At 50.4% G+C, this 20,892-nt stretch carries 19 protein-coding genes; 17 read left to right on the top strand and 2 right to left on the bottom strand.

Annotated elements, in window-relative coordinates:
- Positions 1 to 145: 145 nt before the first annotated feature.
- Together msrP and R6242_RS00090 are read right to left on the bottom strand one after the other, a co-directional pair.
- The gene (gene msrP, locus R6242_RS00095) at positions 146 to 1,069 is read right to left on the bottom strand and encodes a protein-methionine-sulfoxide reductase catalytic subunit MsrP (RefSeq protein WP_318422447.1); all 924 of its coding nucleotides are present in this window, start codon (positions 1,067 to 1,069) and stop codon (positions 146 to 148) included.
- A gap of 112 nt (positions 1,070 to 1,181) precedes the next feature.
- Positions 1,182 to 1,346, bottom strand: coding sequence for a protein MIGRI (locus tag R6242_RS00090; RefSeq protein ID WP_318422443.1), 165 nt, complete (start codon positions 1,344 to 1,346; stop codon positions 1,182 to 1,184).
- 270 nt (positions 1,347 to 1,616) lie between these two features.
- Between R6242_RS00090 and mraZ the strand changes: the two genes are divergently transcribed.
- The 17 genes from mraZ (at position 1,617) to R6242_RS00005 (ending at position 20,661) form a co-directional block, all read left to right on the top strand.
- Positions 1,617 to 2,054, top strand: a complete 438-nt coding sequence (gene mraZ / locus R6242_RS00085) for a division/cell wall cluster transcriptional repressor MraZ (protein WP_293936515.1) — start codon at positions 1,617 to 1,619, stop codon at positions 2,052 to 2,054.
- 162 nt (positions 2,055 to 2,216) lie between these two features.
- Positions 2,217 to 3,149 (top strand): 16S rRNA (cytosine(1402)-N(4))-methyltransferase RsmH, encoded by a 933-nt coding sequence (gene rsmH, locus R6242_RS00080; protein WP_293936517.1) that lies wholly within the window; start codon positions 2,217 to 2,219, stop codon positions 3,147 to 3,149.
- Positions 3,146 to 3,439, top strand: a complete 294-nt coding sequence (gene ftsL, locus R6242_RS00075; RefSeq protein ID WP_293936519.1) for a cell division protein FtsL — start codon at positions 3,146 to 3,148, stop codon at positions 3,437 to 3,439. Before rsmH ends, ftsL begins: the two co-directional genes overlap by 4 nt.
- The gene (locus R6242_RS00070) at positions 3,436 to 5,298 is read left to right on the top strand and encodes a penicillin-binding protein 2 (protein WP_318422438.1); all 1,863 of its coding nucleotides are present in this window, start codon (positions 3,436 to 3,438) and stop codon (positions 5,296 to 5,298) included. The genes ftsL and R6242_RS00070 overlap by 4 nt, the downstream gene beginning before the upstream one ends.
- A 66-nt stretch (positions 5,299 to 5,364) precedes the next feature.
- The gene (locus tag R6242_RS00065; RefSeq protein ID WP_318422435.1) at positions 5,365 to 6,846 is read left to right on the top strand and encodes a UDP-N-acetylmuramoyl-L-alanyl-D-glutamate--2,6-diaminopimelate ligase; all 1,482 of its coding nucleotides are present in this window, start codon (positions 5,365 to 5,367) and stop codon (positions 6,844 to 6,846) included.
- Positions 6,846 to 8,213 (top strand): UDP-N-acetylmuramoyl-tripeptide--D-alanyl-D-alanine ligase, encoded by a 1,368-nt coding sequence (locus R6242_RS00060; protein WP_318422431.1) that lies wholly within the window; start codon positions 6,846 to 6,848, stop codon positions 8,211 to 8,213. Before R6242_RS00065 ends, R6242_RS00060 begins: the two co-directional genes overlap by 1 nt.
- Complete coding sequence (mraY, locus tag R6242_RS00055; RefSeq protein ID WP_318422428.1) at positions 8,214 to 9,302, top strand: phospho-N-acetylmuramoyl-pentapeptide-transferase; 1,089 nt, start codon at positions 8,214 to 8,216, stop codon at positions 9,300 to 9,302.
- Between the two features lie 115 nt (positions 9,303 to 9,417).
- Positions 9,418 to 10,794, top strand: coding sequence for a UDP-N-acetylmuramoyl-L-alanine--D-glutamate ligase (gene murD, locus R6242_RS00050; RefSeq protein WP_318422426.1), 1,377 nt, complete (start codon positions 9,418 to 9,420; stop codon positions 10,792 to 10,794).
- 106 nt (positions 10,795 to 10,900) lie between these two features.
- Positions 10,901 to 12,088, top strand: coding sequence for a putative lipid II flippase FtsW (gene ftsW, locus R6242_RS00045; RefSeq protein WP_293936537.1), 1,188 nt, complete (start codon positions 10,901 to 10,903; stop codon positions 12,086 to 12,088).
- The gene (gene murG / locus R6242_RS00040; protein ID WP_318422418.1) at positions 12,085 to 13,152 is read left to right on the top strand and encodes an undecaprenyldiphospho-muramoylpentapeptide beta-N-acetylglucosaminyltransferase; all 1,068 of its coding nucleotides are present in this window, start codon (positions 12,085 to 12,087) and stop codon (positions 13,150 to 13,152) included. The genes ftsW and murG overlap by 4 nt, the downstream gene beginning before the upstream one ends.
- Positions 13,153 to 13,159: 7 nt before the next feature.
- Positions 13,160 to 14,548 carry a UDP-N-acetylmuramate--L-alanine ligase gene (gene murC, locus R6242_RS00035; RefSeq protein WP_318422798.1) on the top strand — a complete coding sequence of 463 codons (1,389 nt, stop codon included), beginning with the start codon at positions 13,160 to 13,162 and terminating at the stop codon, positions 14,546 to 14,548.
- Positions 14,549 to 14,741: 193 nt separating this feature from the next.
- The gene (locus R6242_RS00030) at positions 14,742 to 15,650 is read left to right on the top strand and encodes a D-alanine--D-alanine ligase (protein WP_318422416.1); all 909 of its coding nucleotides are present in this window, start codon (positions 14,742 to 14,744) and stop codon (positions 15,648 to 15,650) included.
- A gap of 63 nt (positions 15,651 to 15,713) precedes the next feature.
- On the top strand, positions 15,714 to 16,463 hold the full coding sequence (locus R6242_RS00025) for a cell division protein FtsQ/DivIB (protein WP_318422413.1): 750 nt from the start codon (positions 15,714 to 15,716) through the stop codon (positions 16,461 to 16,463).
- 355 nt (positions 16,464 to 16,818) lie between these two features.
- Positions 16,819 to 18,051 (top strand): cell division protein FtsA, encoded by a 1,233-nt coding sequence (ftsA, locus tag R6242_RS00020; protein ID WP_318422411.1) that lies wholly within the window; start codon positions 16,819 to 16,821, stop codon positions 18,049 to 18,051.
- Between the two features lie 74 nt (positions 18,052 to 18,125).
- Positions 18,126 to 19,301: a cell division protein FtsZ gene (gene ftsZ / locus R6242_RS00015; RefSeq protein WP_318422408.1), complete on the top strand. Its 1,176-nt coding sequence runs from the start codon at positions 18,126 to 18,128 to the stop codon at positions 19,299 to 19,301.
- Between the two features lie 260 nt (positions 19,302 to 19,561).
- The gene (lpxC, locus tag R6242_RS00010) at positions 19,562 to 20,476 is read left to right on the top strand and encodes a UDP-3-O-acyl-N-acetylglucosamine deacetylase (protein WP_318422405.1); all 915 of its coding nucleotides are present in this window, start codon (positions 19,562 to 19,564) and stop codon (positions 20,474 to 20,476) included.
- Positions 20,476 to 20,661, top strand: coding sequence for a hypothetical protein (locus R6242_RS00005; protein ID WP_318422403.1), 186 nt, complete (start codon positions 20,476 to 20,478; stop codon positions 20,659 to 20,661). Before lpxC ends, R6242_RS00005 begins: the two co-directional genes overlap by 1 nt.
- Positions 20,662 to 20,892: the final 231 nt, after the last annotated feature.

The raw sequence follows: 20,892 nt of genomic DNA, 5'->3' as shown, positions 1-20,892 counted from the left end.
TGAACCACAGAGATCACAGAGGACACGGAGTTACACGGAGGAAAACCAGAAAAGGAGGTTGTACTGCATTTCAGTTCTTCTCCGTGGCTCTCCGTGTTCTCCTTTTCCTCCGTGGTTCAAGATTTGGGTTTAAATTTTTAACCTTTCAAAACAACTTCTTCAAATCCATTCCCTTGTACATTCCCGCTACTTGGTCGCCGTAGCCATTAAACATTAAAGTTTTGCGTTTAAAGAATTCGCCAATTCGCCGCTCGGTGGCTTGGCTCCAGCGTGGGTGGTCTACTTCTGGGTTTACATTGGAATAAAAGCCATATTCATTTGGCCCCGCTTTATTCCATGAGGTTTGTGGTTGTTTTTCAGTCAAGCGGATTTTTACAATGGACTTAGCGCTTTTAAAGCCATATTTCCACGGCACCACCACGCGAATTGGCGCGCCATTTTGATTGGGCAATACTTTGCCATATAAGCCCACCGCCATAATGGTTAATGGATGCATCGCTTCATCCATCCGCAAGCCTTCGGTATAAGGCCAATCCAACACAGATCGTTGCACGCCTGGCATCTGCTCTTTATCCGCTAGCGAGATAAACTCAACATATTTAGCTTTAGAAGTGGGGCTCACCCTCTTAAGTAACTCCGAAAGTGGGAAACCCACCCATGGAATCACCATCGACCAGCCCTCTACACAGCGCAAGCGGTAAATTCGCTCTTCCAACGGCGCTACTTTTAAAAGCTCATCCATCGAAAAAGTGTGAGGCTTATCACACTCACCTTCAATCACGATATTCCATGGCCGTGTTTTTAGCTTGCCCGCAGTTTGGGCGGGATCATCCTTACCCGTACCAAACTCATAGAAATTATTGTATTGAGTGATTTGCTCAAAGCTGTTTTTATCGTCTTTAACCGAAAGAGGGCTAGCCCGATAAACCAGCTCACCCGCCGCTTGCGCTGGCAAAGCCGCCGCCAAGCCCAAGGCCGCCGCACCGGTCATCAGTTGGCGGCGGTTTAGCCAAAGCGCTTCAGGGGTGATTTCAGAACTTAAAATATGATCCGCAGGACGAATGAGCATGCTGTTCTCCTAAAATCTTTTAGTCGGATAGAAGCACCATGGCTGACAGTGATGCCCATAAATAATACTCGATGCTCTCTCTATGTAGCGAAAGTCACCCCGCATTGCCCGCTTAATACATGTGCAAAAACAAGGCAATAGCAGCCCCAAGTAGTAAAACAATGGCGGCAATTCGCATGCTGCGGTCTATTTCTGTGCGCATTGACGGGCTAATCCGCTTCCAAAGCGCATAGACCAGCAAGCCTAACAAACAGATATTTAATAATTTTTCTGTCATAACTCGTAATGATTATTATTGCGTGAAAAATACACACTATTGCATATAAATGTTAAAGCTTTACTTTAAGTATTTAACTTTAACTCTTGCTTATAAAAGATAAAACAAGTGAAAAATGCACATCGGGTATTTTATCGCTAAGTGATTGTATCAAAAGAACAATTAAAAAACGGGCGCTTGTGCGCTCTTTTTTTTTACTCTATAGTGGGAAGTAGTGGGTAAAAGTGGGTAAAAGTGTTGTTTTAATCCTTACAAAACGGATAAATATACATGTTTGGCGGCGTAGCCTCAGTAAATCTCGATAGCAAAGGACGATTGGCAATCCCTGCCAGGCATCGTGACGTGCTCGGGACACACTGCGCTAATCGTTTGGTGATTACTGCCGAACCATCCGGCTGCTTGCTGCTTTACCCAGAACCTGATTGGTTACCAGTACGTGACCAGCTTAATCGTCTTTCTGGCGCTCAGATGCCTATTCGCCGTTTTATCGTTGGCCATGCCGAAGAGATTGAACCGGATAGCGCTGGGCGCATTTTAATTCCCCCTCGTTTACGCCAATTGGCTGGCTTAGATAAGGAAGTAGCCCTTGTGGGCATGGGTAATAAATTTGAGCTATGGGATGAAGCCCGTTGGGCGGCCCAAATCCAGGCTGTTATGGAGATCAATCCAGACGATTTGGCGAACCAAATGCAAGGCATTGTGCTTTGACAAAGAGATGTATCAGAGGCCATAAGGCTCTCAGCAACGCTATGCAGGACTTTGTGTTTTGACGCTTATTCACATCAGGGTCTTCTTTGATGAGATAGCGATAGATGGCTATTTAAATGGCCTCAAACAGATTTTCAACACCCCTATGCAGGACTTTGTGCTTTGACGCTTATCCACACCACCGTTTTATTAGAAGAAGCGGTGCACGCACTGGCTATCAAGCCAAATGGCACTTACGTTGACTGCACTTTTGGTCGCGGTGGCCATTCGCGCCTTATTTTATCCAAACTGGGCCCTGAAGGCCGTTTGATTGCTTTTGATAAAGATTTAATGGCGATTGCCGAGGCAGCAACCATTACAGACCCGCGCTTTACCATCGTTCACGAAGGCTTTGTAAATCTACAAAAAGAATTAAACCTGCGTGGGATTGATGCAGTAGACGGCGTACTGATGGATTTAGGCGTGTCATCACCGCAGTTAGATGATGCAAGCCGAGGTTTTAGTTTTCGTTTTGACGCACCGCTCGATATGCGCATGGACACTACGCGTGGCACTACGGCGGCCGAATGGCTGAACTTAGCCGATGAGAAAGAAATTGCAGAGGTAGTAAAAGACTATGGCGAAGAGCGGTTTGCTAAACAGGTTGCAGCAGCGATTGTTGCAAGTCGAGCGGGAAAACAGATTCTCACCACTGGGCAACTTTCCGAGATTGTTGCAACAGCCGTCAAGAGTCGCGAGCCGGGTCAGAACCCGGCGACACGTACCTTCCAAGCTATACGGATTTACATCAATCGCGAACTTGAGGAGCTTGCGCTAACCCTGCCGCAAGCCTTGCAGCTGCTCAATACTGGCGGACGTTTCTCAGTGATTGCTTTTCATTCATTGGAAGACCGCATCGTTAAACGCTTTTTGCAAGACGCAGCACAAGGCGACAAGCTGCCATCGCGCCTACCCGTGCGTGCCGCCGATATTGCCGAGCCACCGGTCAAAATCATAGGTAAGCCGATCCGTGCCAGCGACAAAGAAGTCAGCGATAACCCGCGCGCGCGCAGCGCTATTTTGCGTACGGCTGAGCGGACGGATATTGCGCTGTGACCCGTTTAAACCTTTTTTTGCTCGCAATTTTAATTGTGTGCGCTTTGGCTCTCATTACCAGCCAACACAAGGCCCGCCGCTTTTATGGCGAGCTACAAAAAGAAGCGGTATTAAGCCGTAAATTAGACGTGGAATGGGGGCAATTGCAGCTTGAACAAAGCACTTGGGCCATGCATTCACGTATTGAAACTGAAGCGACACAAAAATTAAATATGCAAGTTCCAGGCCCTAACCGCACGCAAGTGATTTTACCGCACGGCGAGCACGTTGCTAAACCGGTGTCGGAATGAAATTAGCCCGACCTAAACGTGTGGCATCGCAGCCACGCCAACAACGATTTGCGCAGCCGCCAAAACTAGAACGCTGGCGGGTGTGGTTTGTAGTGGGCTTTTTGCTCAGCTTATTTGCAATTTTGCTAGGCCGTGGCCTGTATTTGCAAGCTTGGAACGAAGGCTTTTTGCAAGAGCAAGGTGACGCACGTTATATGCGCAACCTAAGGCAAGCAGCCAATCGTGGAATGATTACCGATAGAAATGGCGAGCCACTCGCAATCTCTACGCCAGTGCAATCGATTTGGGCCAGCCCACGCAGCATGACACTCTTGCCAGATGGCCAAGAGCGAGCGGCTGATTGGGAGCCTAAATCTGAGAAAGACCCTGTTCCTGTTTCAAAAAGTGAAATTAAAAAACTGGCCGCCGCATTACAACTGCCCGTTGAAGACATTACTAAAAAGCTAAGTTATTCACGTAAAAATGCCAAAGGTGAAAGCGTTAAGCCTGATTTTCTGTGGCTAATCCGGCATATGTCACCCAATGACGCCAAAACGGTGATGGCACTGAATGTACCAGGCGTCTATACGCAAACCGAATACCGCCGCTACTACCCAGCTGGCGATGTGATGGCACAAATTGTGGGCACCACCGATATCGATGGCAAAGGGCAAGAAGGTTTTGAGCTCACCCGTGAGGCGATGCTGGCAGGTAAATCAGGCAGCCGCACCGTGATTCGTGATCGGCGTGGTTATATCGTCGAAGACGTATCAACCATTGTTCCCGCCAAAGACGGCGAAACATTGCAATTATCCATCGATCGCAAGATTCAATATCTGGCGTATCGGGAGCTTAAAAAAGGCATTGAAGCCGCCAGTGCAGTTGCAGGTGCAGCGGTGGTACTGGATGCAAAAACTGGGGAAGTATTGGCGCTGGCTAATCTGCCCTCTTACAACCCCAATAGCCGTGAACGGGTTGATTTAGGCAAGAAGCGCAATCGCGTGGTTACCGATACTTACGAGCCTGGCTCAACCATGAAGCCTTTTATTATTGCAGCGGGCTTAGAGCAGGGTGTGATTAAGCCAAATAGCGTGGTAATGACAACCGGCTCTATGACTATTGGGCCTAACACATTTAAAGACACTCGCAACTATGGGGCACTCAATCCTGAAGGCATTTTAAAGCACTCCAGTAATGTAGGAGCCGCCAAGGTAGGCCTGATGATGGGGCGTGAAGATTTATGGACCTACTTTAATAACTACGGTTTTGGTGCATCAACCCATAGTGGTTTTCCAGGAGAAGCATTTGGGCGCGTCAGGCCTTGGAAAACATGGCGGCCAATTGAGCAAGCCACGATGTCTTTTGGGCACGGTCTTTCGGTGAGCCTGATGCAAATGGCGCGGGGATACACCGTATTTACCAATAGCGGCGAGATGAAGCCGATCACCTTTACTAAGATGATCGCGCCTAGCCCAGGTAAGCAGGTGATTTCTAGCAAAACCGCTGATTTAGTTAAAAACATGTTGGAAGCCGTGACTCAGCCTGGTGGTACGGCCACCAAGGCACAGATTGTTGGTTTTAGAGTGGGCGGTAAAACGGGTACGGCACGCAAGATTGTGAATGGCCAGTATTCAAGAGAAAAGTACGAAGTATCGTTTATTGGCTTTGCACCGGTATCCAACCCGAGGCTGATTGTGGCGGTTTTGGTAGATGAGCCATCCACAGTGGGTAATCGATATTACGGCGGCTGGGTTTCAGCGCCCATTTTCCAAGAAATTATGGCAGGCAGCCTGCGTATCTTGGGCGTACCACCTGATGCACCAATGAATAATATTTTACTACCTGGCCTGGATGCTCCAGAGCTAAGAGAAGAAACATAAACGGGCAGATGGGCACAAAAATAGGCACGGCGTGCCGTGCCCCTACATTAATTTAAAGGAAGAAACATGAAAGCTGTGAGTTGGAACCTCCCTTCTCTCGACCTTCCAGCGATTGATGCAATCGCAGCAGGTGCACGCCTCGTGGTAGATAGCCGTAGGGTGCAAAGTGGCGATGTTTTCTTAGCCTTCCAAGGTGAAGAGGCCGATGGACGCAGCTTTATCGAAGCCGCCATTGCCGCAGGTGCCGCCGCCGTATTATGGGAAAGCGATGGCTTTGAATGGAATTCCGATTGGAAAGTAGCCAACCTAGGTATTGCAAATCTACGTGCGCAAGCAGGCATTGTGGCTGCACACCTACTGGGTAATCCATCTCAAGCCATGTTTGTAACTGGCATTACCGGCACGAATGGCAAAACCTCGATTGCCCACTGGCTGACCCAAGCCTTTAACCTGCTTGGCAATAAAGCGGCCATGCTCGGCACGCTGGGCAATGGCTTTATTGATAAATTGACCAGCTCCAGCCACACCACGCTCGACCCCGTTACCCTGCAAGGCTGGCTAGCCCGTTTGCAAGATGAGGGTGCTAGCCATATTGCTATGGAAGTCTCTTCACATGGCTTGGTGCAGGCACGCGTGCATGGCACTGCTTTTGATGTTGCAGTGTTTACCAACCTAACCCGCGATCATCTGGATTACCACGGTGATATGGCCAGCTATGGTGCGGCCAAAGCCAAGTTATTTGAGTGGGAAGGCTTAAAAACAGCCGTTATCAATACCGATGACGCGTTTGGCCGTGAATTAGCCTCCACCTGCAAAGCGCCGCGCGTGCTGACTTACGGCTTAGAAAACGGCGGCATTCGCGCGACCAAAATCAATTTAAGCCTAAGCGGCTTAGAGCTAGAAGTTGCAACGCCCTATGGCCTATGCAATATCAGCTCGCCAATGCTTGGCCGCTTTAACGCCAGCAATTTACTCGCCTGCCTATCGGTACTGCTAGCTGCTGACGTGCCACTGGCTAAAGCAGCCAATATCCTTGGCCAAATTCAGCCCGCTGCTGGCCGCATGCAAAAGCTAGGTGGTGATGAGCGCCCACTGGTAGTGGTTGATTATGCCCACACCCCTGATGCACTCGAAAAAGCCCTCTCCACCCTACGCGAATCCATGAAGGAAGATGGCCGCCTGTATTGCATCTTTGGTTGCGGCGGCGATAGAGATAAAGGCAAGCGCCCATTAATGGGCGAGATTGCTTGCCACCTTGCTGATTCAGTGATTATCACTTCGGATAATCCGCGCACCGAAACTGCGCAAGCGATTATTCAAGACATCGTACGTGGCGTTTCTGGCGTACCGGGCACGGGCCACGCCAATTACATCATTGATTCGGATCGCTCTTCGGCCATCGTGGATACCATCGATGTAGCCACCGCTAAAGACGTGATTTTGATCGCAGGCAAGGGCCATGAAACTTATCAAGAAATCGCAGGAATTCGTCATCCCTTTGATGATGTAGCGATTGCCAACCGCGCCCTATCAAGGAAGAAAAAATAATGTTGTCTTTGCAAGAAACCGCGCAGGCCCTTAAGGCCACTTTACACGCTGAAAGTGGCACGCAGTTTACGCGCGTCACTACCGACAGCCGTGATATTCGCGCGGGTGATTTATTTGTGGCCTTACGCGGCGAAAGCTTTGATGGCAATGCCTTTGCAACCACGGCCATCGCGGCGGGGGCCGTCTGTGCCTTGGTCGATACGCCCATCGCTGGCCCACATATTTTAGTAGAAGACACACTGGCAGCCCTTGGGCAACTGGCCGCTTTCTGGCGAGCGCATTTAAAGGCGAGCACAGGTCAAATTGTGATCGGCGTAACCGGCAGCAATGGTAAAACCACGGTCAAAGAAATGATCTCTGCCGTGCTGGGCCACCACAGCGGCAAAGACGCCGTACACGCCACACGTGGCAATCTAAACAATCATATTGGCCTACCGCTCACTCTATTAGCGGCACGAGCAAACCATCGCTATGTGGTTGCCGAAATGGGCATGAATCATTTTGATGAAATCAGCTACCTCACCCATATCGCCAAGCCCGACATCGCCATTATCACCAATGCAGGCCGTTGCCATTTAGAAGCGCTCGGCAGCGTGGCGGGGGTGGCTCAGGCCAAGGGCGAGATTTTTGCTGGCCTAGTTGCCGGTGGCTACGCCATTATTAATGCCGACGACGATTACGCTCCGCTATGGCGCGAGCTGGCCGCCGAGCATCCACAAGTTAGCTTTAGCCTCACCAATGCCGATGTCTACGCGCGTAATTTGTGCGCCCACCATACCGGCGCACAATTTACCCTTTGCACGCCCAATGACTCGGCCCAAGTCGATTTACAAGTACCCGGCTTACACAATGTGCTCAACGCCTTAGGCGCGGCGGCCGTCGGCCATGCTTTAGCCATAGGCGCTGAAGATATCGCCAGCGGCTTAGCCAGCTACGAAGGCACCAAGGGGCGTTTACAAAGAAAAACCGCCTTTAATGGCGCAAAAGTATTCGACGATACTTACAACGCCAACCCAGAATCCATGCACGCCGCGATTGATGTGCTGGCCAGTTTTGGCAGCGATACCCTACTGATTTTGGGCGATATGGGCGAGCTAGGCAGCGATATTGCCGAACGCCATCAAGAGATAGGCGCTTATGCACGGCAAAAAGGCATTGCCCGCCTCTATACCCACGGCACACTGATGCAGCTTGCTAGCCAAGCTTTTGGCACTCACGGCCAGCACTTTAACGATATTGCCGAATTAATCAGCTTTGTTCGCGCAGATTTATCCCCCAGCACCACCATTTTGGTGAAAGGCTCGCGCTTTATGCGTATGGAACGCGTCGTGGATGGCGTGGTAATAAATAATCTGGAGAAGATGTAAATGTTGTTGCTGTTAGCTCAATGGCTAGGCGAATCAGTTCGCGCCTTTCACGTTTTTAACTACATCACCCTAAGAGCGGTGCTGGCGACCATGACGGCGCTTGGCATCTCTTGGACGATGGGCCCTTGGGTCATTCAAAAGCTCACCGATTTAAAAGTCGGCCAAGTCGTACGTACTGACGGCGTACAAAGCCATCTCATTAAAGCGGGCACCCCCACCATGGGCGGCACGCTGATTTTACTGGCGATTGGCCTTACCACCCTACTGTGGGGTGATCTGCGCAATAAATACGTTTGGCTCGCACTGATTGTTACGCTAGCCACCGGCGTCATTGGCTTTGTAGATGACTATCGCAAAATTGCCCTAAAAGACCCTAAGGGGATGTCAGCCAAAGCTAAATTATTTTGGCAATCCTTGATCGCCATTGGTGCGGGAGTGTTTCTGGTGCATGCCGGTGGTAGCCTGCCTGCCAATACGGGGTTTGTTGTGCCGTTTTTCAAGCAAATCCTCTACCCATTTGGCGCAGTTGGCTTTTGTATTTTGACTTACTTTGTGATTGTTGGCACAAGTAATGCGGTGAACTTAACCGATGGTTTAGATGGCTTAGCCATTATGCCAACCGTGCTGATCTCATTTGCCTTTTGCATCTTTGCCTATGTAGCGGGCAATGTGGTTTTTTCCAAATACCTAGGCGTGCCCTTTGTACCCGGCGCGGGTGAGCTGGTCATTTTCTGTGCCTCTATGGCTGGAGCGGGCTTAGGATTTTTATGGTTTAACGCCTACCCAGCCGAAGTATTTATGGGTGACGTTGGCGCACTAGCCTTGGGCGCTGGCCTTGGTATTGTGGCGGTGATTGTGCGCCAAGAAATCGTTTTGCTGATTATGGGGGGCGTATTTGTAATGGAAGCGCTGTCCGTGATGATTCAAGTGGCCAGCTTTAAGCTGCGCGGCAAACGGGTATTTAGAATGGCCCCGATCCACCACCATTACGAATTAAAAGGCTGGAAAGAAACGCAAGTCGTCGTGCGCTTCTGGATTATCACCATGCTGCTGGTATTAGCAGGTTTAGCCACGCTGAAGCTGCGTTGAGGTGCGTAGGGTGGGCATGCCTTTATGCCCACGCGTTTGATGTACAAACATTACCGCGTGGGCACAAAAGCGTGCCCACCCTACGAATGTTTTTAAGTATTTCACTGAGAAAAAAATGAATTACCAAGGCAAACATTGCATCGTTGTAGGTTTAGGCGAATCGGGGTTTTCTGCTGCTAAGTGGCTGGCAGCTCAAGGCGCGCGCGTCACCGTCTGCGATACCCGCAGCACCCCGCCTAATCTAGAGCAATTGCATTCTGCCCATAGCCAGATCGAACTACGCCTTGGCGCGTTCAGCGATGCTACTTTTGTCGATGCCGATACTCTGATTGTTAGCCCTGGTGTGCCGCTGGCAACCCCCGCGATTGCAGCCGCTGTAGCGCGTGGTGTGCCAGCGATTGGCGATGTGGAATTATTTGCTCAGGCCGTTGCTAGCTCCAAAGCCAAAGTCATTGCAATTACCGGCTCAAATGGTAAATCCACCGTCACCAGCATGGTGGGTGCGATGTGCAGCGCAGCGGGCTTAAACACCGTGATGGCGGGCAATATTGGCCTACCGGTACTGGATGCGCTAAGCCTGCATCCTAATGCCGATGTATTTGTTTTAGAGCTTTCCAGTTTTCAGCTAGAAACCACCAGCTCGCTCAATGCACACGCTGCAGCGGTGCTTAATATCAGCGAAGATCATTTAGACCGTTATAAAAATCTGGCGCATTACGCCGCCACCAAAGCCGGTATTTTTGCGGGCACAGGTGTAATGGTACTCAACCGAGAAGACGCCTTCTGCCGTGATATGAGCCTTCCTGATCGCCAAGTGGTGTGGTTTGGCGCTGATGCACCCAAAGCCGCCGAGTATGGCTTAAGCGGTGATGACTTTACTCTAAGCTACGGCGATGAAGCACTCATGAAGGCCGCTGATTTACCCGTGGCAGGCTTGCATAACGCGGTGAATGCCTTATCAGCCATCGCACTATGCCGTGCCATTGGCGTAGCAACGGCCCCGATGCTGGTAGCACTAAAATCATTTTCTGGCCTTGCCCACCGCGTGGAGTTTGTTGCCACCATAAACGGCGTGAGCTACTACGACGATTCCAAAGGCACCAATGTGGGCGCTACAGAAGCAGCGCTTAAAGGCATGACTCGCCCCGTGGTATTGATTGCCGGTGGCGATGGTAAGGGGCAAGATTTCCGCCCACTGAAAGCCGCTTGCGAGCGCATCTGCCGTGCCGTCATTTTGATTGGCCGTGACGCGTCCATTTTAGCCGAAGCCTTAAATGAAGCCCAATCGCAGTTTGTGGATTTCGATAACGAACACCTACTGCCCATCTTGCAATTACCCACCATGGAAATGGCGGTGCAGTTTGCCAGCAATTTTGCCGAAAATGGCGACGTAATCCTGCTATCCCCTGCTTGCGCCAGCTTAGATATGTACCGCAACTATCATCACCGTGCGGAAGTATTTATTGCTGCAGTGAAAGGATTAGAAAGCTAATGCGTCAACTATTCTCACAAACCGCTATTCGGGTACGCCCAACGATGCTTCTTAGGGATCAAATCCCTGCTAATCCTCTTTACCTCTTTAAAGGTTTGGGGGACTGATGCGCCAGTTATTCTCACAAGCCATTAAGCGGCTACGCCCCAGTATGAGCGCCTACGATCAGGCGCTGTTCTGGTGCATTACCCTGCTGCTGACCATTGGTTTAGTGATGGTGTATTCCTCATCGATTGCGATGGCCGAGGTAGATAAAGACACGGGCTTTCGCTCGAATTACTTCCTGATTCGCCATATGGTTTTCTTGGCAATAGGCATTGCTGCGGCGTTTATTTCGTTTTCTATCTCAACTAAAACTTGGCAGCAATACTCACCGATGCTGTTTATGTTTGGCATCATCTTACTGATTTTGGTACTGGTTCCGCATATTGGTAAAGAAGTCAACGGTAGCCGCCGCTGGCTCTCTTTAGTGGTGATTAATTTGCAGCCATCCGAGCTGATGAAGCTATTTGTTGTGCTCTACGCCGCCGATTACACCGTGCGTAAAGCCATCAATATGAATGGCTCATTTTTAGAAAGCGTCACCAAAGTGCTGTTACCGATGTTTATGGTGATGGTGGTGGTAGGGGCTTTATTACTGCTAGAGCCAGACTTTGGCGCGTTTACCGTGATTACCGCCATCGCCATGGGCGCACTGTTTTTAGGTGGCTTTAACTGGAAGCTATTTGCTGGCCTATTTATCTTTTTGGGCGTGGCCTTTGTGGGCTTGGTAGTAAGCTCGCCTTACCGCATGCAGCGTGTTTTAGGCTTTTTAGACCCGTGGAAAGACCCGTACGGCAAGGGCTATCAGCTGAGTCACTCCTTGATTGCGTTTGGCCGTGGCGAATGGAGCGGCGTGGGGCTAGGTGCCAGCGTAGAAAAACTCTCTTACTTACCCGAGGCACATACCGACTTTTTGATGGCGATTATTGCCGAAGAGTTTGGCTTTATGGGCGTTGCCGTGGTGATTTTACTGTTTTCATTTTTGATTTTCCGCGCCTTTATGATCGGCGTACAAGCCGCCAAATTAGAGCGCCACTGGCAAGCGCTAGCCGCGCAAGGCGTAGGGATTTGGATGGGTGTACAGGCATTTATCAATATTGGCGTAAATATGGGACTGATGCCCACTAAGGGCCTCACCCTGCCACTGCTGTCTTTCGGTGGCTCGGGCATTGTGGCTAATTTAATCGCACTGGGTGTATTAATGCGCATTGATTATGAAAGCCGTCAGCTGATTAGAGGCTATCGATCATGAGCAAACGAACCCTTATGGTGATGGCAGGCGGCACTGGCGGACATATTTTCCCCGCCCTAGCGGTAGCCAATGAGCTAAAAGAGCGCGGCTGGAAGATCATCTGGCTGGGCGCGGCTGGGCGTATGGAAACACGCATCGTGCCGGAACACGGCATTGAGTTAATCACGCTCAAAATTGATGGCGTACGCGGCAAAGGCCTCTTAAAAAAACTAAGCCTACCGTGGGTGCAGCTTAAAGCCCTATGTGGCGCGTTTAAAGCGATTTTTGAACACAGGCCCGATGTCGCCATTGGATTTGGTGGCTTTACAGGCTTTGCTGGTGGAATTGCCATGCGCCTACTGTGGCTGCCACTGGTCATACATGAACAAAACTCCGTGGCGGGGCTCACCAATAAAGTGCTTTCAAAAATAGCCAACCGCGTGCTGTTTGCTTTTCCAAGCGCTTTTCCTAGCATTGATGGCTGCATTGGCAACCCAGTTAGGGATGAGATCCAAGCCATGCCCGCCCCAGCGGCACGATTTGCTGGTCGCACTGGCCCGCTCAAGCTACTCGTGGTTGGTGGCAGCTTAGGCGCGCAAGTGTTTAACGAAGAAGTACCCAAAGCATTGGCGCTCTTGCCCGAAGCCAGCCGCCCACAGGTGATTCACCAAGCAGGCGAAAAGCATATTGAAGCGTTGCGCGCCAATTATGCCAAAGCAGGCGTTAGCGCCGATTGTGTGGCTTTTATTAGCGATATGGCCAACGCCTATGGCGATGCCGATTTGGTCTTGTGCCGTGCCGGAGCACTCACCGTGGCCGAGCTGGCTTGTATGGGCGTAGCCTCGGTACTGGTGCCTTTTCCACATGCGGTAGACGATCACCAAACCGGCAATGCACGTTATTTAAGCGAAAACGGTGCGGGCCATTTATTGCCTCAAACCCAATTTAATGCAGCCGCTTTTGCAGCACTACTTAGCCAGACCAGCCGCGAAGGCTGCTTAAACATTGCGACACAGGCTAGAACACTAGCCAAACCGGATGCCACCTTAAGTGTTGTGGCTGTAATAGAAGAATTAGCTAAGTGACATCATGATGAAACATAAAGTTAAACGTATCCATTTTGTAGGCATAGGCGGAGTCGGCATGAGCGGCATCGCTGAGGTGCTGCTTAATCTTGGTTTTGAGATCAGTGGTAGCGATCTTGGCAGCAATGCCACCACTCAACGCTTGGCCGCTGCTGGCGCACAAGTCCATTTAGGCCACTCCGCAGAATACGTTGCCAATAGCGACGTTGTGGTGATTTCTAGCGCGGTAAAAGACGATAACCCTGAAGTGATCGAAGCGCGTAGCCGCAAGATCCCCGTTGTGCCACGAGCGCAAATGCTGGCCGAGCTGATGCGCCTAAAACAAGGCATCGCCATCGCAGGCACCCACGGTAAAACCACCACCACCAGCCTAACGGCCTCTATTTTAGAAGCCGCCGGGTTAGATCCTACTTTTGTAATTGGCGGTAAATTACACGCCGCAGGCAGCAATGCACGTTTAGGCCATGGCGACTTTTTAGTGGCCGAGGCCGATGAAAGCGATGCGTCTTTCCTGCTGCTCACCCCTGTGATCTCGGTGGTCACCAATATCGACCAAGACCATATGGATACCTATGGCCATGACTTTAATAATCTAAAGAAGGCCTTTATCACCTTCTTGCAGCACCTGCCCTTCTATGGCCGCGCCGTACTGTGCATTGATGACCCCTATGTGCGCGAGATTTTGCCGCAGGTCACCAGCCCAATTACCAGCTATGGCGTTAGCTCAGATGCCATGCTGCGCGCCGAGAATATCGTCGCCCTTGATGGCAAGATGCAGTTTGATGCGGTATGGGAAAACGGCGAGTCACGCCGCCTTGCCATCACACTAAATATGCCCGGCATGCACAATGTGCTCAATGCACTGGCCGCGATTGCAGTCAGCATTGAAGTGGGCGCAGATGAAACCGCTATTCAATCGGCGCTGGCAGGCTTTGAAGGTGTTGGTCGCCGCTTCCAGCGTTACGGTGATATCGCCTTAGCAGCAGGTGGCAGCTTTACCTTAGTAGACGATTACGGCCACCACCCAGTTGAAATGGCAGCCACCATTGCTGCTGCGCGAGGCGCGTTTCCAGGTCGGCGCTTAGTGCTGGCTTTCCAGCCGCACCGCTATAGCCGCACCCGCGATTGCTTTGAAGATTTCGTACAAGTGTTATCCACGGTAGATGGCTTATTGCTGGCCGAAGTGTATGCCGCAGGTGAAGCGCCGATTGTAGCTGCAGACAGCCGCAGCCTAGCCCGCGCCGTCCGTGTTGTTGGCAAAGTAGAACCCCAATTTGTAGCAGACATCAGTGAAATGCCCGCAGCCATGATGGCCGCAGCCAAAGACGGCGATGTGATCATCACCATGGGCGCAGGCACGATAGGCGGTGTACCAGGCAAGGTGGCTGCAATTTAAATAACAAAAACCAGATCTTTAACCACGGAGAAAAAGGAGAACACGGAGGGCCACGGAGAAAAGCAAAAAATGCTTCATCTTCATTTTTATCAGGTTTTCTCCGTGAAACTCCGTGGTTCAAGATTTAGGTTTGAAATTTGTAGGGTGGGCATTGTGCCCATGCGAAAAACAACAGCTGGATTGAGTAAGCAAAATGAATAAATACGGAAAAGTAGCCGTGGTAATGGGGGGCACTTCAGCAGAGCGTGAAGTGTCTTTAATGAGCGGTGCAGGTGTTTTAGGTGCTCTGCTGGCGCGCGGCGTGGATGCGTATGCTTTCGATCCAGCCGAAAAACCGCTGACCGCTTTAACGACAGAAAAATTTGACCGTGCTTTTCTAATTTTGCACGGCCCATTTGGTGAAGATGGCACATTGCAAGGTGCATTAGATGTAATAGGCATGCCATATACTGGCTGTGGTGTATTGGCCTCAGCGCTGGGTATGGATAAGCTGCGCAGCAAGCTGATTTGGCAAGCACTAGGGTTGCCTATTCCTGCCTTTGAAATTCTTACTCCAGCAAGCGATTTTGCTGCGGTTGAACGCAAGCTAGGTCTGCCATTATTTGTAAAGCCTGCTTGCGAAGGCTCTAGTATTGGCGTGAGTAAAGTAAAAAATGCCGGAGATCTTGCCGCTGCGTTTGCAGAAGCTTACAAATATGACAAGATTGTGATTGCAGAACAGTTCATAGGTGGGGGAGAATACACCGCAGCTGTGCTGGGAGACCAAGTACTGTCGTTTGTAAAAATTGAGCCTGCTACTGAATTCTACGATTACGAAGCCAAATATATCCGCAATGATACGGTTTATCGCTGTCCTGCCGGTTTGTCCTCTGAACTCAATGAAAAAATCGCTGGCTACGTCAAGAAAGCCTTTTGGGCACTTGGCGGCAGCGGCTGGGCGCGTATTGATTTTTTAATGGACGAAGCAGGAAATCCCTATTTATTAGAAGCCAATACCGCGCCGGGTATGACCAGCCATAGCTTATTTCCTATGGCGGCTAAAGACGCGGGTTTGAGCTATGAGGATTTAGTTTTGCAAGTATTAGACAGCACGCTGGAATAAGAAACTTGATTTTATTTAACCATTTCAGCCAATTAATAAACGCCATTACGATGAGGCTAGCCCATGTGGGATAAACCTCAGCTATTAATGTGGTTTGCCAATTTGCTGACGGCTCTGGCTCTATTGCTTTTATTTTATGCTTTGCTGTTTTTGACTGTGCATTCGCCTTTGTTTCCGATTAAGCGAATCAAAGTTGATGGTGATTTAGTTCACGTAACCCGTGAGCAATTGCAATACGTGATTAAACACGAGCTAAAAGGAACATTTTTTACTCTGGATCTAGATAAAACCCGCGTAGCTTTTGAAAAGCTGCCTTGGGTAAGGCAAGTAACGGTACGCCGCCATTGGCCAGATCGAGTAGAAGTAAATATAGAAGAGCACAAAGCGATGGCGCGTTGGGGCTCAGTTGGATTGCTAAATAGCTATGGCGAACGCTTTGATGCAGCTTCAAATGATCAATTACCGATTTTAGAAGGGCCAGATGGCACAGAAAAAATCATGATTGATGGCTTTGTAGAATTACATAAAACGCTGTTGCCGCTGGGTAAAAAAGCCACTCATGTTTGGCTATCGGCAAGGCGGGCATGGCGATTTGAGCTAGATCATCAGCTCACCATTGAAGTAGGCAGAGATGAGCCAGTAGCAAGGACTGCACGTTTTGTAACTGCTTACCCTTACTCCTTGGGCAGATTAAAACAGCCTTTTGAATATGTAGATTTACGCTATCCAAATGGCTTTGCAGTGCGTTTACCAGATTTCAAACCAGCAGCAGCAAAGCCGGAAAATGCCAAAGATGCGGCTTTAGCGCATTAGCTTGTTATGTAGGGCGGGTGTAACCCGCCGGATTGAAGCAATGAAGGCAAAACGGCGGGTTACACCCGCCCTACAAAAAATGCATTCAGTTGAAAAGTAACACCCCAAACATTCAGCGGCATCAGCTTATTAAAAGCGCCGTTTTTTAAGAAATAAGCATTTGTAAAAAGGTTGTCAGATGACCAGGGATAGCAAAAACCTCATCGTCGGGCTTTACCAGCGCACATGCAAAGAGATACGCAGCTAGGCCAGAACAGCGACCAAAGCTGTTAAGTAACACCCCAAACATTCAGCGGTATTAGCTTATTAAAAGCGCCGTTTTTTAAGAAATAAGCATTCGTAAAAAGGTTGTCAGATGACCAGGGATAGCAAAAACCTCATCGTCGGGCTAGATATCGGCACATCCAAAGTGGTGGCCGTGGTTGCCGAGATCAAGGAAGACGGCGCACTCAATGTAGTTGGCCTAGGCTCTGCTGCCTCACGCGGTCTTAAGCGTGGTGTGGTGGTTGACATTGAAAAAACCGTTGCCGCCATCCAATCCGCGCTGGGTGAGGCCGAATTAATGGCCGATTGCAAGATCCGCGAGGTGATTACTGGCATCGCGGGCAGCCATATCAAGAGTATTAACTCTGATGGCATGGTGGCGATTAAAGATAAAGAAGTGACCAGTGCCGATGTAGACCGCGTGATTGAAACCGCTAGCGCGGTGAATATCCCAACCGATCACCAAGTGCTGCATATCTTGGCGCAGGAATACATGATTGACGGCCAAGAAGGCGTTAAAGAACCACTAGGCATGTCGGGTGTGCGCTTACATGTGAACGTGCATATCGTCAGCGGTGCGGTTAGTGCGGTGCAAAACATCACCAAATGCGTGCGTCGCTGCGGTTTAGAGATCGAAGAAGTGGTGTTACAGCCTTTGGCCTCCGCTTACTCGGTGCTCACCGAGGACGAAAAAGACCTCGGCGTTTGCTTGGTTGATATTGGCGGCGGCACCACCGATTTGGCGATCTTTATTGGTGGTGCAATCCGCCATACCGCCGTCATCCCTATTGCTGGCGATCAAGTCACCAACGATATCGCCATGGCGCTGCGTACCCCAACGTCTGAAGCCGAGACCATCAAGTTGCAACATGGCGTAGCGCTGCGCCATATGAGCGATCCAGCGCAAATGATAGAAGTACCGGGCGTAGGTGAGCGCGGTGCGCGGCAAATGAGCCGTCATACCTTGGCTGAAGTGATTGAGCCACGAATTGAAGAGCTGTATGGCTTGGTTCAACAAGAACTACGCCGCTCTGGTTTTGAAGGCCGCCTATCCAGCGGCATCGTCATTACCGGTGGGGCAGCCATGATGCCTGGCATGGTGGAGCTAGGCGAAGAGATTTTCCATATGCCGCTACGGATGGGTACGCCAAAGTATGTGGGCGGCCTAGCCGAAGTGGTGAAAAACCCACGTTATTCCACCGCGGTGGGTTTATTACTGATCGCACGCGAACAACTACAAAAGAACCCCGTACATCGGGGCAAAGATGGCTCCATGGGGGATATTTTTGGCCGTATGAAGTCTTGGTTTCAAAACACATTCTGATCTATTCGGGTAAGTATCAGCGGTTGTTGGTCAACACCACAGCCGCTTAAATCGGGCAACGCAAGGAGAGCAACATGGCTTTAACTTTCGAAGTGCAAGAAGTTGCACATCACGTCAATATTAAAGTGATTGGTGTAGGCGGCGCAGGCTGCAACGCAATCAACAATATGATTGAGCACGCATTAAGTGGGGTGCAGTTTATTGCTGCCAACACCGATGCACAGGTGCTTAAATTATCTAAAGCCACCGATGTCGTGCAATTGGGCACCACTGGCTTTGGTGCAGGCTGCGATCCTGAAGTGGCCCGCGAAGCTGCTGAAATTGATCGTGAGCGCATTGGCGAACTCATCAGCGGTGCCAATCTGCTGTTTATCACCGCAGGTATGGGTGGTGGCACAGGTACGGGTGCGTCCCCAGTGATTGCACAAATTGCCCGCGAAAAAGGCATCTTTACCGTTGGCGTAGTCACCAAGCCTGGTCTTGACGAAGGCTCGCGCCAGAAAGTGGCCCAAGCGGGCATCGACGAGCTAAGCCGTCATGTGGATTCGCTGATTATTGTTTCTAACCAAAAGTTAGAAGAAGTGCTGGGCGAAGACGTAACCGTAGACGAAGCCTTCCGTGCTGCCGACGATGTGCTGCGCAATGCCGTCGCCTCTATCGTAGAAATCATTCAATACCCAGGCCTAATCAACGTTGACTTCGCCGACGTAAAAACCGTAATGCAAGAAAAAGGCATGGCGATGATGGGCTCGGCATTCGCTGCTGGCGAAAACCGCTCTATCCGCGCCACCGAAGAAGCCATCAGCTGCCCATTGCTGGACAACATCAACTTTAAAGGTGCGCGTGGCGTGCTGCTGAACATCAGCGCCAGCCGTGCCAGCCTGAAGAAAAGTGAAATCACCCGCGCCCGTGAAATTATCCAATCACACGTGGCAGAAGACGCCATGGTGAAACACGGTGTGGTTTATGACGAAAGCTTAGGCGAGCAAATTCGCGTAACGATTATCGCCACCGGCATGGGTAACACCAGCAAGCCACAGCTTTCTGTAGTGCCAACACCGCAGTTAAAAACTGGCACCGATAACCACTCAAGCGGCGAGCCAAACTGGAGCGAATACGATTTGCCACCCGGCTTTCGCCCTAGCGCACGCAGCGCACGCGGCAATGCTGATGTGGCTACAACTAGCCGTAACAGCACATCAAATGTTGATATGGATATTCCAGCGTTTTTACGTCGTCAAGCAGATTAATGGCGCATGGGAGCGGCTCATAAAGCATCTTCCACGAAATACACAAGCACGCAAGCCATGCTGTATCGCCCAGAATGGATAAATAGCCCCAAAGCCATTTTTGTGCCTTTCGTGTTTTTCGTGGACTATGGTTTTTTTCGTCATACCGTGAGCTACGGCAAAGGATTTTAAGGAAAGGCCTATCGGCACGATTGAAAAGATCAAAACCAGCGCAAACCCAGTGCTGGTAAGATTGCGGCCTGCCGATTAACGAGACCAATATGTTCCAACAACGCACTCTGAAAACGACAATCCGCGCCGTTGGCGTGGGCCTGCACTCTGGCGAGCGTGTCACCCTCGTCTTAAAACCGGCCCCGATCAATAGCGGGATCGTCTTTCAACGCGTCGATTTGCCCGAGTCGACGCCATTCAGAGTAACGCCCGCGCTGGTTAATGACACGCGGCTCTCCTCCACGCTTGTCAAAGACGGTGTACGTGTTGGAACAATTGAGCACATCATGTCGGCATTTGCGGGGCTAGGCATCGACAACGTAATTGTTGAAGTTGACGCCCCGGAAATGCCGATCATGGATGGATCGGCAGCGCCTTTTATCTATCTACTTCAATCAGCAGGCATCGTGGATCAACACGCGGCCAAACAATTTGTGCGCGTGCTGAAAGCGATTGAAGTGATTGAAGGCGATAAATGGGTAAGGCTACTGCCCCACGAAGGCTATAAAGTGGCACTGACCATCGACTTTGCTCACCCCGCCTTTAAAAAATCCGCCCAAACCATCAAGATTGATTTTGCTAACACCAATTACGTCAGCGAAATCGCCCGCGCCCGCACCTTTGGCTTTATCCACGAAGTAGAATACCTGCGCATGAACGGCCTAGCCCGTGGCGGCAGCATGGATAACGCAATTGTGATTGACGAATACCGCGTACTGAACGACGGCGGCCTGCGCTTTGAAGACGAATTTGTGCGCCACAAAGTCTTAGATTTAATCGGTGATTTATACATCCTAGGCCGCCCGCTGATCGCCGCCTTTGAAGGCTATAAATCCGGCCACGCCATGAATAACAAACTACTACGCGCCCTGTTAGAAGACGATAGCAATTATGAAATTGTTAGCTTTAACGAGCGCGACAAAGTCCCCTGCTCCTTTCACGATCTACCGGCCTTAGGAATCTGATGTTTATTGTCCTACGCCTGATCTTTGTGCTGGCCGTACTTGGCATCGCCTTTTGCGCATTCAAATATCAACGCGACAAAAATCTAGCCTGGCTACGCCGCATCAAATGGATACTCTACGGCTCGCTTGGACTGCTGCTGGTGTTTTTTGTGGGGCTGGTGGTAGAGAGGCTGGGAGTGGGTTAAGCAGACCTCATTGCTCACCCCGAGCCGCCTAGTCAGCAAGGTACAACAGCACACAAAATCCCTCATGCCGGCTTATTTGGTGTGTTTGCAAGGCCGCAAGTCGCAATGAATTTGTAGATACCGTCTTGCCGGTCAAGCATTTTGATACTCAGCTTGATATTTTTTTTGTGTTTTCAGGACGCCGAAGCACAGGTGAACCAATTTGCGCATGCAAGCACCAAGCGCCGACTT

The sequence above is a fragment of the Iodobacter sp. CM08 genome (assembly GCF_033446605.1).
Taxonomy (GTDB): domain Bacteria; phylum Pseudomonadota; class Gammaproteobacteria; order Burkholderiales; family Chitinibacteraceae; genus Iodobacter.
The sequence above is the reverse complement of the archived record's forward strand: the minus strand, read 5'-3'. Positions and strand labels throughout refer to the sequence as shown.

Excerpts from the sequence above, each read along its gene's own strand:
- msrP (WP_318422447.1), bottom strand. The coding sequence starts at position 1,069 with ATGCTCATTCGTCCTGCGGATCATATTTTAAGTTCTGAAATCACCCCT.
- R6242_RS00090 (WP_318422443.1), bottom strand. The coding sequence starts at position 1,346 with ATGACAGAAAAATTATTAAATATCTGTTTGTTAGGCTTGCTGGTCTAT.
- R6242_RS00030 (WP_318422416.1), top strand. The coding sequence starts at position 14,742 with ATGAATAAATACGGAAAAGTAGCCGTGGTAATGGGGGGCACTTCAGCA.
- R6242_RS00025 (WP_318422413.1), top strand. The coding sequence starts at position 15,714 with ATGTGGGATAAACCTCAGCTATTAATGTGGTTTGCCAATTTGCTGACG.
- lpxC (WP_318422405.1), top strand. The coding sequence starts at position 19,562 with ATGTTCCAACAACGCACTCTGAAAACGACAATCCGCGCCGTTGGCGTG.
- R6242_RS00070 (WP_318422438.1), top strand. The coding sequence starts at position 3,436 with ATGAAATTAGCCCGACCTAAACGTGTGGCATCGCAGCCACGCCAACAA.
- ftsA (WP_318422411.1), top strand. The coding sequence starts at position 16,819 with ATGACCAGGGATAGCAAAAACCTCATCGTCGGGCTAGATATCGGCACA.
- mraZ (WP_293936515.1), top strand. The coding sequence starts at position 1,617 with ATGTTTGGCGGCGTAGCCTCAGTAAATCTCGATAGCAAAGGACGATTG.
- murD (WP_318422426.1), top strand. The coding sequence starts at position 9,418 with ATGAATTACCAAGGCAAACATTGCATCGTTGTAGGTTTAGGCGAATCG.
- ftsW (WP_293936537.1), top strand. The coding sequence starts at position 10,901 with ATGCGCCAGTTATTCTCACAAGCCATTAAGCGGCTACGCCCCAGTATG.
- R6242_RS00005 (WP_318422403.1), top strand. The coding sequence starts at position 20,476 with ATGTTTATTGTCCTACGCCTGATCTTTGTGCTGGCCGTACTTGGCATC.
- murC (WP_318422798.1), top strand. The coding sequence starts at position 13,160 with ATGAAACATAAAGTTAAACGTATCCATTTTGTAGGCATAGGCGGAGTC.
- murG (WP_318422418.1), top strand. The coding sequence starts at position 12,085 with ATGAGCAAACGAACCCTTATGGTGATGGCAGGCGGCACTGGCGGACAT.
- mraY (WP_318422428.1), top strand. The coding sequence starts at position 8,214 with ATGTTGTTGCTGTTAGCTCAATGGCTAGGCGAATCAGTTCGCGCCTTT.
- R6242_RS00060 (WP_318422431.1), top strand. The coding sequence starts at position 6,846 with ATGTTGTCTTTGCAAGAAACCGCGCAGGCCCTTAAGGCCACTTTACAC.
- R6242_RS00065 (WP_318422435.1), top strand. The coding sequence starts at position 5,365 with ATGAAAGCTGTGAGTTGGAACCTCCCTTCTCTCGACCTTCCAGCGATT.
- ftsZ (WP_318422408.1), top strand. The coding sequence starts at position 18,126 with ATGGCTTTAACTTTCGAAGTGCAAGAAGTTGCACATCACGTCAATATT.